Consider the following 12,937-nt stretch of genomic DNA (forward strand, 5'->3'; position numbering starts at 1 on the left):
ATTCTTGTTCTAACCCTATTTGGATAATTTTTTAATGATTGACTTGGCTAAATATTCATCGATTTCGCCATGCCGCGGCACCGGTTGCGATTGTTGAGTTTCTTCATTGACATACCAATCATGTTTTCCGCCGTACCGCTTCAATTTACAACCCATTGCTTCAAGGAACCGTATCAAATCCTTTCTTTTCATCAGGCCACGTGCATTTGTTCTACCTTGCGAATATACGGAATTTCATTGCTTTCGAGGTCAGCCAGCAAATCCTTCAGATTCTCCTGCAATTCCTCTTTGGTTTCGCCCTGAGTAATATAGTCCGGATAATCATTGATAAAGCCCAGAAAGAAATCTTTGCTTTTCCAATAGGTATAACTCACCGTTTTCATCACTTTGATACCTCACAGACTTCCCCGACGCGGACAGGGCTGCGGCTTCGAACGGTGGGTTCGGCGCGCGGAAAAAACGCTTAAACCCCAAAATTTTTGCGTGGCGCGCCGAACCCACCCTACATCAAGCCTTCTCTTTGCCCGGCTGTTTGACCAGTTTGATACCCAACTCACGCAATTGTTCCTCCGGAACGACCGCCGGCGCGCTGACCAAGGGACAAGCTGCCGACTGCGTTTTCGGGAATGCGATCACGTCGCGGATCGAGGTCGAGCCGGTCATCAGCATGACCAGACGGTCCAGACCGAACGCCAGACCGCCGTGTGGCGGAGCGCCGTATTTCAAGGCATCGAGCAGGAAGCCGAATTTTTCGCGCGCTTCGTCTTCCTTGATGCCGAGAATTTCGAAGACGGCCCGCTGCATCGCCGGCCGGTTGATACGGATCGAACCCCCGCCGACTTCGGTGCCGTTCAGCACCAGGTCGTAAGCGCGCGACAAGGCCTCGCCGGGATTCGCCTGCAATTCTTCAATGGAACACTTCGGCGCGGTAAACGGATGGTGGATAGCCGTATAGCGTCGGCTCTTTTCGTCCCACGCGAACATCGGAAAATCGACCACCCAGACCGGCTTCCACTCGCCTTCCAAAAGGCCCAGATCGTGGCCGAGCTTCACGCGTAGCGCGCCCATCGCCTCGTTCACAATGGAAGCCTTGTCCGCACCGAAGAAGATCAGGTCGCCGTTTTGCGCGCCGGTCTTCGCGAGCACGTTGTCCCAGACTTCGGCCGGCGCAAACTTCACGATCGGCGATTGCAGGCCTTCGACCCCGACAGCCAGATCGTTGACCTTAATATAAGCGAGCCCCTTCGCGCCGTAGATGCCGACAAACTTGGTCAGATCGTCGATCTCCTTCCGGCTCAGGTCGGCCCCTTTCGGCAGGCGCATCGCGACCACGCGGCCCTGAGGATCGTTCGCCGGCGCGGAAAAGACCTTGAAATCGACATTTTTCATGTCCTCGGCGATATCGACCAATTCCAAAGGAATCCGAAGATCCGGCCGGTCGATACCGTATTTCGAAATCGCTTCCTGATAGGTCATGCGCGGGAAATGCGCGCCCAGGTTCACGCCGATCACTTTCTGGAACAGCTGGCGGATCATCTCTTCCATGATGTGCATGATCTCGTCTTCGTCCATGAACGAGGTCTCGATATCGAGCTGGGTAAACTCGGGCTGGCGGTCCGCGCGCAAATCCTCGTCGCGGAAGCAGCGCACGATCTGATAATAGCGGTCCATGCCCGCGACCATCAGAATCTGCTTGTACAACTGCGGCGATTGCGGCAGCGCGAAGAACGCGTTTTCATGTGTCCGGCTCGGCACGATATAGTCGCGCGCGCCTTCCGGGGTCGCCTTGGTCAGATACGGGGTTTCGATTTCGAAGAACTCATGATCGTCCAGGAAGTTGCGCAGCACCCGCGCCACGTCACGACGCACTTTCATCTTTTCCTGCATCGCAAAACGGCGGAGATCAATATAGCGGTAGCGCAGGCGCAGTTCCTCGTTGACCTCGATCTCGCTTTCGACCGGGAACGGCGGCGTTTCGGACTCGTTTAGCACGACCATCTCGCTCACCAGCACTTCGATTTCGCCGGTGCCCATATTCGGATTGATCGTCCCTTCGGGACGCCCGCGCACGCTGCCTTTGACTTTCAGCACATATTCGCTGCGCACATGTTCGGCCAGGGAGAACGCTTCATGCACATCCGGATCGAAAACGACCTGCACCAAGCCGGTACGGTCTCTGAGATCGATAAAAATGACCCCCCCATGGTCGCGGCGGCGATGCACCCAACCGCACAATTCGACGGTCTGGCCGGTATGTTGTTTCGTTAATTCCCCGCACTTGTGCGTACGCATGGTGGTGTTGTTCCTGTCAATCCGAAAAAATCGCCGATATTAACGGCTTATCATGCTGAATTCAAGCCGGCTTGTTCAAACCATCAGTGGCTGCAGCTGCCGCTGCAACTGTGCGGCTTGGACGCTTCCGTGCTTTCGCCCGCGACGTTCTTCTTCGCGCCGCTCTTGAAGTCGGTTTCGTACCAGCCGCCGCCTTTCAAGCGGAATCCGGCCGCGGAAATTTTTTTGATCAGATCGGGCTGGCTGCACGCCGGGCAATGAATCAGCGGCTGGTCGCTAAGTTTTTGCAAGGCTTCGTGCTCGTACCCGCAGGATTGGCACTGATATTCGTAGATTGGCATGGATGACTCCGGTAAAAAAACAATACTTGAGATAAGGCTAGGCGCGTATTTTTCAAGTGGCTAAGATAGAATATAAGGTTATTCTACAAGAAAATGGCCTTTCAAATGAAGAAATTAACCCTCAACCGGCCCGACGACTGGCATTTGCACGTCCGGAGCGGCGCGCTGTTGAAAGCGGTACTGCCGCACACCGCCCGCCAGTTCGCCCGCGCGATCATCATGCCGAACCTGAAGCCGCCGGTCACAACCGTGGAACAAGCGTTAGCCTACCGCGAGGAAATTCTGCAGGCGATTCCGGCAGGGCTCGATTTTACGCCTTTGATGACCTTGTACCTGACCGGATCGACTTCGCTTGAAGAAATCCGCAAAGCCGCCACCTCGGAGCATGTGCACGCATTCAAGCTCTATCCGGCCGGGGCGACGACCAATTCCGACTCAGGCGTGGCGGATATCGAGGCCGCCTATCCGTTGTTCGAAGAAATGGAAAAACAGGACATTCCGCTATTGGTTCACGGCGAAGTAACCGACGAAACGTGCGACATCTTCGACCGGGAACGCGTCTTCCTGGAGACCCGGCTGGCCCGAATCGTCGATCGTTTCCCGGCGCTGCGCATCGTCGTCGAGCATGTGACCACGCGCGAGGCAGTCGATTTCGTAAAAGCGCAAGGACCCCGCATCGCCGCCACAATCACACCGCAACACCTTTTATATAACCGCAACGCGATTCTGGCCGGCGGCATCCGTCCGCATTTTTATTGCCTGCCGGTCCTGAAGCGCGAACAGCACCGGGAGGCGCTGGTTCAAGCTGCCACCAGCGGCAGTCCGAAGTTCTTTCTCGGCACCGACAGCGCGCCGCATCTGACTTCTCTGAAAGAAAACGCCTGCGGTTGCGCGGGATGTTTCAGCGCGCCTTTAGCGCTCGAACTGTATACGGAAGCTTTCGAAAAGGCCGGCGCCTTGGACAAACTGGAAGGTTTCGCGAGCTTTTACGGGGCCGATTTTTACCGGCTGCCGAGAAACCGGGGCACAGTGACGCTGGAAAAATCGGCCTGGCAGGTGCCCGGTGTTTATAACGACGGCGACATCGCCATTACGCCGTTGAAAGCAGGAGAATCCTTGACATGGAAGCTGCAAGCCACTGTTCGAGTCTGAAGAAGCTCGGATTAAGTCCTTGCATGAGGAACGGCTTTATCGGAGTCGTAAAGCCGGGCTTTGCCACTCCAAAACTTATTCCGCCTTAACGCGCTACGGGTTTTTCCCGGAATATACCTGGGCAAAGGCGCTGATAACCTCGCGGACGATCTTGCGCTGCGGGGCGGGCAAACTCAGATATTGCTCGATCGCCTCCCTTTCCCCGTAATCCAGCGCTTCCTCCCATTGTTTCCGTTTTTCGCGTATCGACAGCGCCGCCTCTTCGCCGTAACGCAAGGCATGCGGCTCGACTTTCAACCACTCCGCCAGCACCTGTAACTTATCCTGCGAAGGAATCGCCTCGCCGCGCAACCAGCGCGAAACCGCCTGAAACGACACCGACCGCCCCCAATAGCGGCTGTTGAAACCTTTTTCCAGCACGGCGGGACGGGCTTCATAGCCTGCGGACAGCATGGCCTTGCGCAGCCGTTCGGCGAATTCGAGTTTTTCATTCATGAACAAAAAGTTAAATTTTTATAGCCATCCCATCCAACTTTTTGTTGTATTATTTGTTAAATTTTTAATTGAACTCTTGGTTTAACCGTTTGGGTTTGCCGTCTCAGGATGAAAACATGGCAAAAGGCCTGCTCGAACAACTTCCCGGCATCGTCGCCGAAGGGCGGCAAACTGCCGAAAAAATATTGGAAAGCCTGGAAGGCCGTCACCGCATCACACTGCAAACCCGCGAATGGGTGTTGTCTGCCAGAGACAATACCCAGAATGATTTGTTTCAAAGCGTAGGTCGGGTTAGCGATAGCGTAACCCGACAAGTCGAAGCCACAAATGTCGGGTTACGGCTAACGCCTCGGCAATTGCTCCTGCATTGCTCTAGCTCTGTCCATAGACCACCCTTTAATGGTGGCATCCCTGCAAGTCGTAACCCGACCTACACATCGGATCAAACTTGGCGCAATCGCCTGATCCACGGCGATAATCTGCTGGCGATGGCCGCACTGCTGGCCGGCGACGACGAGACGCCCAGCCTGCGCGGCAAAATCGATCTGATCTACATCGACCCACCGTTCGATTCCAAAGCCGACTGCCGCACCAAAATCACCCTGCCCGGCATGGAACTGGAACAAAAACCGGCCGTGATCGAACAGTTCGCCTATTCCGATACCTGGGCGGACGGCACGGCGTCCTATCTGGCGATGATCACGCCGCGCCTGATCCTGATGCGCGAGCTATTGCGCGACACCGGCTCGATCTATGTACATCTGGATTGGCATGTGGGGCATTATGTAAAATTGGTTCTGGACGAGGTGTTCGGGAAGGATCATTTCATTAACGAGATCATTTGGCATTACCGAAAATGGTCTCCTCAATCAAAAAACTTCCAACGTAACCACGACACCATTTTTTGGTATGGGAAAAATGCGGAAAATCGTCACTTCATTACCGAATTTCAAGAACAGCCGGCGGGGACTTTAAAACCAGGGAAAGAAAAGAAACGGCAAACCGTTTTTGATGAGTCGGGTAAGCGCCCCGCAACCCGTGCAGATGGTGAGGCGACCGGAAGCTCACTGGCCGATGTATGGGATGGCGGTATTTGGAATATCTCCATGATCAACCCCGCCGCGATTGAACGCGTCGACTACGCAACACAAAAACCTGAACAATTGCTCAAACGAATTCTTCAACATGCCTGCCCCGAAAAAGGTTTAGTCGCCGACTTCTTCGGCGGTTCCGGCACCACCGCCGCGGTCGCGGAGAAGTTGGGCCGCCGCTGGATTACCGCCGATCTCGGCAAACCGGCCTGCATGATCATGCGCAAGCGCCTGATCGACCGGAACGCCCGGCCGTTTTTGTATCAGGCCATCGGCGATTATCAGGCCGAAGCCACTAAATCGCTGGGACAGCAATCCAAAATCGGCGAGCTGGCGCCAATCGTCCTGCAACTGTTCGGCGCGCTGCCGCTGGCGCCGGAAGACAATCCGGAGCACAATCTGGGTTATCTCCCCGCAGGCGCAGCGTCCGTAGGTCGGGTTAGCGACAGCGTAACCCGACTAGTCGAAGCCGCAAACGTCGGGTTACGGCTTACGCCTAACCCGACCTACACAAGTGCCGAGGCAAAAAATAAAACCTTGGTCTACGCCGATTCTCCCAACAAACTCACCGGCGCGGCGACGCTGAAAAAAGCCATCGCCCAGCGCGACACACTGATGGGCGGCTGGGATAAAGTCGTGGTGCTGGGCTGGAATTTCGAGCCATCCATCGGCGAAACCCTTGCCGCGTTGAACGACGACCGCCTGGAAGTCCGGGTGATTCCGCCGGATTTGCCGGACCGGCTGAGAAAGAAAGGCGGCCTCGACAAGCTGAAAGGCGCCGTGCGTTTCGCCGGCTTGCAATATCTGACCATCAAACCGGTGCAAAGGCAGCGGCAAGGCGAAGACGAAATCTTATCCGTCGCCCTCGACAATTACATCCTGCTCTCCCCGGAAGCCATCAACCTCGACGCAACCAACCGCGCCAAATTGCACGGCATCATCGACAGCGAACCGTTGGCGCTGCTCGAATACTGGGCGGTGGACCCAGATTACGACGGCAAACTGTTCCGCTCGGTCTGGCAGAATTATCGCGGCGACAACGACGACCCGCTGCGTGTGGCGACCTTGGCCTGGCTCGTCGTGCCAGCCAAAAACGGCAGCCGCAAGGTGTGCGTGCGGGCGGTGGACGTGTTCGGCTTTGAAGCGGAAGTCGTCGTCGAGGTAGACGCATGAGCGGCAATTCGCAACTGGCGCTGGCTGCCGGGCTGACCGACCAAACCCGGCAATTGTGCATCGGCCTCGAAAACGGCGTTGCCGCTATTTTCGACCAGGTCACGCCGACCACGGCCGCGCTTTTACACGGGTGGTTCGGCGAGGAAGCCTGTGCGATACGAAGCCTGAATTTTCATCCGGGGCAAAAACAGGCGATTTTGAATACTATCACCGCCCACGAAATTTATGCCGCTGCCGACTTGCAAAGCCTTTATCGACAGGCCGCGCCCGCTACGCTATCGACCGGCACGCGTTTGGCCGAAGTATCGCAAAGCAAGCACCGGCATCCGAAATACTGCTTGAAAATGGCGGCCGGCACCGGCAAGACCTGGGTGCTGCAGGCCTTGCTGATCTGGCAGTTGCTGAACAAGAACGCGGCGCTCGCGGAAGGCGTGGACGACGCGCGTTTTACCCGGCATTTTCTGATCGTAACCCCCGGCTTGATCGCTTACGACCGCCTGCTGGATGCATTCTGCGGCAAGCAGACGGAGGGCGGGCGCGATTTCGCGACCTCGGACATCGCGCAATACGCCGAGCTGTTCGTGCCGGAAAACCATCGCGAGGCGGTGTTCCATTTCGTGCGCGGCAATGTCTGCGACAAAACCGAAATCGGCCTGAAAACCACCGGCAACGGCATGATCGCGATTGCCGACTGGCACTTGCTTCGGGAAGCCGGCACGGAAGCCTTCGGCGAAACCAAACTGGAAACGCCGGGCGCCGCGCCCGACCCGCAAGCGGTCGTCAACGCCCTGCTGCCGGTCATGCCGGGCAAAGCGGCGGGGAATAGTCTCGACGTGCTGGACAAACGTTTCGCACGCGGCGACGTACTGGATTTTCTGGCCGGCCTGCCGGAGCTCATGGTGTTCAACCACGCGGCGCTTCACATTCACGACCTCAAGCGCGAGAGCGAAACCACCGAGGTGGAATGGCAACCGAGCCTGACGCGGATCGCCGAGAACAAGGACCGCCGCTTCATGCAAGTGGATTTTTCGGCGACGCCCTATAACACCGTGGGTTCCGGCAAAAACAAACGCAAGGTGTATTTTCCGCACATCATCGCCGATTTCGACCTGAAAACCGCGCTGCGGCAGGGCCTGGTAAAGTCGCCGGTATTGGATAAACGCAAGAAAATCGGCGCGCTGCCGCTGGAATTCAAGGCCGAACGCGACGAGAACGGCAATCCGATCTTAAGCGCAGGCCAGCGGGTGATGCTGCGCGCCGGCTTGCAGAAGCTACGCCAGCTGGAAGCCGGTTTCGCCCGCCTCGATCCCAACCGGCATCCGAAAATGCTGGTGATCTGCGAAGACGCGGCGGTGTTGCCGCGGGTCGTGAATTTCTTCCGCGCGGAAGGACTGGCGGAAATGGATATCATCGCGATCGACTCCGGCAAAAAGGTCGAACTGGGCGAACAGGACTGGGCGCGGGTGCGTGAACGCCTGTTCGAGGTCGACCGGCATGCTACGCCGCGCATCATCGTCAGCGTATCGATGCTGCGCGAAGGTTTCGACGTCAACAACATCTGCGTGATCGTGCCGCTGCGTTCCTCGCAAGCGCCGGTTTTACTGGAACAGAGCATCGGCCGCGGCTTGCGGCTGATGTGGCGCGAGCCTGAATTCGCCGACAGCAAGCGTGAAAACCGCGAACGCATCGCCAGCGGCCGGGAACCGGACAGCCTGATCGATATTCTCTGGATCGTCGAGCATCCGGCGTTCGCGCCGTTTTACGCGGAATGGCTGCAGGAAGGTTTGGCGGGAACCGTCGGCGAAGAACGGCATACCGCCAGCGGCGTCGGCGACATGATTTCGGTCAACTTGCGCGAAGGCTTCGAGGCGTTCGATTTCGCGATACCGTTCATTTTGCATGAGGCGGAAGCGTGGCTGGAACATCGGGAACTCGCTATTGGCAAGCTGCCGCCGTTTTCCGCGTTGAGCCCGGCGCAACTGAAGGCGATGCTCGGCAAAGGCGATGCGTTCGTCTCCCGGGATTTGCAAAGCAGCGCGCTGTTCGGCGATTACCGCATCGACGGCGCGGTGATAAAGGTAACGGGCTATAACGATTTTCTGTCGCGCCTCACCCGGCGTCTTGCCCAGGCGCTCAGCCGGCCGCTACCGAAAGGCAGCCGGATTGCCGCCCCTTATCAGCAAGTCAATACCGCCGAATTGGCCGGATGGCTGGAAAGCTATATTCGCGAACGCTTGTTCGGCCGGCCGTTCGAGCCTTTTGACGGTGAAAACTGGCGCCTGCTGCTGTTGCAGCCGGTCGTCGACCACATCACCCGAGTAATGGCGCCGGCTTTGCTCGAAGCGGCGCAAACGCATGCCGGTAGTACGGGCGAAGTGCATTACCGGCGCCTGTCGGAGCTTAACCAATGGCCGATGCGGGAAAGCTGTTCGCTTGCGGTCGACAAGTGCATTTATCCGCGCCTGCCCTATGCCGCCCGCAATGGCGACCTGGAGAAAGCCTTGATCGAGTGGGCGAACCTCGACGACAGCGTCCGGGCATTTTGTAAAATCAGCGCAACCCGGCATGATTTTGCGAAGCGGCGCTATGTCAGGGAAGACGGCGTGTTCGCGTTTTATGCGCCGGATTTTCTGCTGCGTACCGGCCAGGCGGTTTATCTGGTGGAAACCCAGGCGCAAGCGCAGATTTCATCGCCGAACGCGCAAAGAAAACTGACAGCGGCGGCGGCCTGGTGCGAGAGGATCAACGCGTTGCCGGGCAAAGAGCGTTCGCATTTGACATGGCATTATGCGCCGCTGGGCGAAAGCCTGTTTTACGAATGGCGGCATAAAGGCGAGCGCCTGGCCGAGCTTTGCGACTTCGCCCGCCTAAGCGCGCCGGTTTTGCACGATTCGCAGAACCGCCTGAAATCGGAGCTGTAGGGCGTTTTCGCGATAGCAAAACGCCGAAGGCTTCAAAGCGATGGCGGATTGCCTGACGGCGAATCCGCCCTACCAGCGTTGTAGGGTGTTTTCGCGATAGCAAAACACCAATAGACTTCAAAACTATGTGTGGCGGATTGCCTGGCGGCGAATCCGCCCTACCAGCGTTGTAGGGTGTTTTCGCGATAGCAAAACACCAATAGACTTCAAAGCTATGTGTGGCGGATTGCCTGGCGGCGAATCCGCCCTACCAGCGTTGTAGGGTGTTTTCGCGACAGCAAAACACCAATAGACTTCAAAGCTATGTGTGGCGGATTGCCTGGCGGCGAATCCGCCCTACCAGCTTACAAAACCGTCACAAAGGCGAAAAGCAAGGCGCGAGGCGATCCGATAGCTGCACATGCGTATGCACACAAAGATTGTCATACACCGTAACCCCCGAGATCTGATAAACCGGATACTGGCACACCACGGTGATCCAGGGATGAGATTCGAGCATCTGGTCAAGCTCGGCCTCATAGGAGATCAGCTGTTCGTGTCCCGGCAGATCCGTATGGGCCCAGCCCATCTCTCCGGTCAGCAGCAGCTTTTTGATGCCGTCCGCTTTGGCTTCGGCGGCGATGTTCCGCCAGAACTCCAGCATCCGCGCGGTGTTGAAAAAGCCGCCGATGCTGTAGGATTCGGCCGTGGACAGCAGCAGTAATCGCTTGTCTCCCCGCGAGGCTTCAAAATCCAGCCCCTCGCTCCGGATCCAGTTGATCACGCGCTGGCTGTCGCCGTGGTACAAATAGACGATGCGGGCGTCGCCCCCGATGTGGTCGAGGAAATGGGAGCGGAAAAACTGCCATTGTTCTCTCGGACTTTTGTAAAACGCACAGATATGTTTGCGCGGCTCGCGCCCCAGGAAAGCAGCCTCCGCCTTCTCAGTGGAAGCCGCGGCATTTCCGGAAGTTTCCAGCAGCGATGAGGTGCCGTTTGCGGTCGTCACGAAAGCCAGCAAATCGGCGAGTTTGAAGCGTCTTTCGCTACGATTGCCGACCCGGTAGCTCTTCAGCACCCCGCTGTTGCTCCATCTTCTGAGCGAGGCCTTGCTTACCTTCAACAAGTCGGCCGCTTCGCTGATCGTCATCAATCTTTCTTTATCGCCCATCTCGAAAACTCGCTAAAAATAATTAGGTTGTCCGCTTTTTTACGCCGCCTGTCTGATCCGGCGCGAGATAGCTCCTAAACAGCACCGCTTCGTCGAGATCGGCGGTCTCATCGACCACATGGACGCTGTTGCCAACGCCATAGGCCGGCGTTCCGGAACTGTAGGCCGGCTTGCTTGACCAGCCCGCCGTCGACCTACTCCTGCGGTTCTTTAATGCGCTACTGCGCGTCCCGGGCGCGACCGATGTAGTCCGCGGTCTCGTCGTTATGGAGTTCTGCCGCACTCGTCATGGCTTCCTCTCCTGACTCGAACCTTAAGAAGGGCGTAAAGACCACCGAAAAGCATTTATTTATGGTTCAACTTTACCATTGTGTACAACTATGAAAAAGCATTAATTTAACCTGAGTTCGGGATAAGAAACGACAAACCCATGCACTCATTTATCAAAGTCACATGCGGATTAAGTGCTAAAGGCTGTTATGCTGTGAAAGCAGTTTATATAAATCCCCCTGCCCCCTTTTTCAAAGGGGGGAAAGCGGTATTGTCACACGCTATTGTTGTCGATGTAGCCAATGCTCCAGCGCTCCCTTTTCAAAAGAGGGGAAGCTGCATGGTCAAAGGGGCGAGGGCAGGAGTCGATTCAACCATGGCCCAACCGACATCTTCCTTTGATAAAGAGAGCGGGCATGCTGGCGACATCCCCCCTTTGAAAAAGGGGGCAAGGGGGATTTGCTCTGCAATTAGTGGATGGGGCAACGCCGATGCAGCGCTCAGTTCGCATTCAATTTGACTGTCTCAGACCTAACGGCTTATCCCAAATTCGGGTCGATTTACCAAACGACCATTATGAATGACTCATCATTATGCAAAAGAAAAGCGAGAAAAAGCGATTGCGCATAAAAAAGCCTCCTTGACCAACCAGCCAACGAGGCTTGGAAATGGACGCCAAACGCAATGTTAAATCATCACAAAATCGGACGCCTGCAGCTCTTCATGCGCCTGAACGCCTATCAAGGCTATTTCGACGGCCGCCGCCTTGCCGCCACCGTCTTTGTCGTAGGCCAATACCCCGGTATTTGCATCATAGACCAGATAGGCTTTCTGGCCTTGCGCCTCGCCGGAGGCTTTGAACCAGATTTCGGATGCCTCGATCGAGGGCCCCAGTTTTTTGAACAGCGAAGCTTTCAAGGCGATTTTGTCTTCGTTCGAAACGAAGTCGGTGACCGTGTCGACATTCTTCTTTGCATTGAGCGGGGTGTCGAAAACGAAGCGGTCCGAACCGGCGCCGCCGGTCAAGGTATCGTTGCCTTTCACGCCGTTCAGTATGTTGTCTCCGGCATTGCCGATCAAGACGTTGTTCAACGCATTGCCCTTGCCGCTGATGTTGCCCGTGCCGGTAAGGATCAAATTCTCGACGTTATTCGGCAAGGTATAGCTGACATCGGAATAGACGGTATCGCTGCCTTGTTTGCCGGCTTCTTTTATCTTGGCGCCCGCATCGTGAACGATATAAGTATCGTCCCCTTTCCCGCCGGCCAGCTTGGCTCCCGGCGCGGCGGCACTGTCGAAGACGTCGCCGCCGTCGCTTCCCTTCAACGTGCCTTTAACGGGCTGTCCGGTCACATTGACCGCAGGCAGAATGGCAAGGCTATTGCTGAGTACCGATTCCAGGGTGCCTGCGCCATCGGTATAACTCGCCTGCACGGACAGGCTTTGCCCCAAATCGTCCTGGCCTATGACGTAGCTCGAAGTGTTCGCGCCCGAAATCGGATCGCCGTTTCTCAACCATTGATAACCGATGGCGCCCAGGCCGTCGGGGTCGGCCAACGTATTGCCGGTGGTCAGCGTCTGGCCTTCCGACGTTTGCCCGCTGATAGTAACGGCGCCGGTCGGCGAATCGTTCGCCGGCGCCACCTGGATCGTAACCGTTTTCGGCTCCGACGCCGCCGCTCCGTCCGTGGCCGTATAAGCGAAGTCGGACGACCCGTTCCAGTTGTGGTCCGGAACGAAGTACAGTACGGCGGCGGCAAGCGGCGTATCGACCGCGACCGCCTGAGTGAGCGCGGCATCCTGGTACAAGGTCCCGTTCTGCGGCAATGAAGCGGCTTTATAAATGGCGGCATTGTTATTGCTCGACAACTGGATCGCGATGGAAACGGCATCTTCCTCACCGTCGACGGACACCTCATTCGCGACAGGCGCCACATCTACCTCGGCAATGTTGATTGTCGCGGTTCTCGCGGCGGACTCCAATGCGCCGTCGGTCGCTTTATAATCGAAAGCGGTCGAACCGTTCCAATTGGCGTCGGGCACGAAATATAA

At 56.7% G+C, this 12,937-nt stretch carries 11 protein-coding genes; 4 read left to right on the forward strand and 7 right to left on the reverse strand.

Going from position 1 to position 12,937, the window contains the following annotated elements; genetic code table 11:
* Positions 1 to 15: 15 nt before the first annotated feature.
* The 4 genes from CC94_RS22855 to CC94_RS0105835 all read right to left on the reverse strand — a co-directional run bounded on the left by CC94_RS22855 (position 16) and on the right by CC94_RS0105835 (position 2,633).
* Positions 16 to 192, reverse strand: a complete 177-nt coding sequence (locus CC94_RS22855; protein WP_084675301.1) for a type II toxin-antitoxin system HicA family toxin — start codon at positions 190 to 192, stop codon at positions 16 to 18.
* Positions 192 to 383: a type II toxin-antitoxin system HicB family antitoxin gene (locus CC94_RS0105825; RefSeq protein WP_031430148.1), complete on the reverse strand. Its 192-nt coding sequence runs from the start codon at positions 381 to 383 to the stop codon at positions 192 to 194. The genes CC94_RS22855 and CC94_RS0105825 overlap by 1 nt, the downstream gene beginning before the upstream one ends.
* A 124-nt stretch (positions 384 to 507) precedes the next feature.
* Positions 508 to 2,292: an aspartate--tRNA ligase gene (gene aspS / locus CC94_RS0105830; protein ID WP_031430150.1), complete on the reverse strand. Its 1,785-nt coding sequence runs from the start codon at positions 2,290 to 2,292 to the stop codon at positions 508 to 510.
* Between the two features lie 83 nt (positions 2,293 to 2,375).
* Positions 2,376 to 2,633, reverse strand: coding sequence for an FmdB family zinc ribbon protein (locus tag CC94_RS0105835; RefSeq protein ID WP_031430151.1), 258 nt, complete (start codon positions 2,631 to 2,633; stop codon positions 2,376 to 2,378).
* Positions 2,634 to 2,738: 105 nt separating this feature from the next.
* Here CC94_RS0105835 and pyrC point away from each other — a divergent pair, with 105 nt between their 5' ends.
* Positions 2,739 to 3,785 (forward strand): dihydroorotase, encoded by a 1,047-nt coding sequence (gene pyrC / locus CC94_RS0105840; RefSeq protein ID WP_031430153.1) that lies wholly within the window; start codon positions 2,739 to 2,741, stop codon positions 3,783 to 3,785.
* A gap of 93 nt (positions 3,786 to 3,878) precedes the next feature.
* On the opposite strand, the gene CC94_RS0105845 is transcribed toward pyrC, so the two are convergent.
* Positions 3,879 to 4,280 (reverse strand): transcriptional regulator, encoded by a 402-nt coding sequence (locus tag CC94_RS0105845; protein WP_005374783.1) that lies wholly within the window; start codon positions 4,278 to 4,280, stop codon positions 3,879 to 3,881.
* 116 nt (positions 4,281 to 4,396) lie between these two features.
* Between CC94_RS0105845 and CC94_RS24230 the strand changes: the two genes are divergently transcribed.
* Positions 4,397 to 6,544 carry a DNA methyltransferase gene (locus CC94_RS24230; protein ID WP_005374785.1) on the forward strand — a complete coding sequence of 716 codons (2,148 nt, stop codon included), beginning with the start codon at positions 4,397 to 4,399 and terminating at the stop codon, positions 6,542 to 6,544.
* Positions 6,541 to 9,465, forward strand: coding sequence for a DEAD/DEAH box helicase family protein (locus CC94_RS0105855; protein ID WP_031430156.1), 2,925 nt, complete (start codon positions 6,541 to 6,543; stop codon positions 9,463 to 9,465). The genes CC94_RS24230 and CC94_RS0105855 overlap by 4 nt, the downstream gene beginning before the upstream one ends.
* Before the next feature lie 355 nt (positions 9,466 to 9,820).
* On the opposite strand, the gene CC94_RS0105860 is transcribed toward CC94_RS0105855, so the two are convergent.
* Positions 9,821 to 10,615 (reverse strand): MEDS domain-containing protein, encoded by a 795-nt coding sequence (locus CC94_RS0105860; RefSeq protein WP_031430158.1) that lies wholly within the window; start codon positions 10,613 to 10,615, stop codon positions 9,821 to 9,823.
* A gap of 430 nt (positions 10,616 to 11,045) precedes the next feature.
* Between CC94_RS0105860 and CC94_RS23620 the strand changes: the two genes are divergently transcribed.
* A complete protein-coding gene (locus tag CC94_RS23620) occupies positions 11,046 to 11,405 on the forward strand; it encodes a hypothetical protein (RefSeq protein WP_157203381.1) in 360 nt (119 codons plus the stop codon).
* A gap of 167 nt (positions 11,406 to 11,572) precedes the next feature.
* Here CC94_RS23620 and CC94_RS22165 read toward each other — a convergent pair whose 3' ends face one another.
* A complete protein-coding gene (locus tag CC94_RS22165) occupies positions 11,573 to 12,928 on the reverse strand; it encodes an Ig-like domain-containing protein (RefSeq protein WP_157203382.1) in 1,356 nt (451 codons plus the stop codon).
* Positions 12,929 to 12,937: the final 9 nt, after the last annotated feature.

The organism is Methylomicrobium agile (genome assembly GCF_000733855.1).
GTDB classification, from domain to species: Bacteria; Pseudomonadota; Gammaproteobacteria; order Methylococcales; family Methylomonadaceae; genus Methylomicrobium; species Methylomicrobium agile.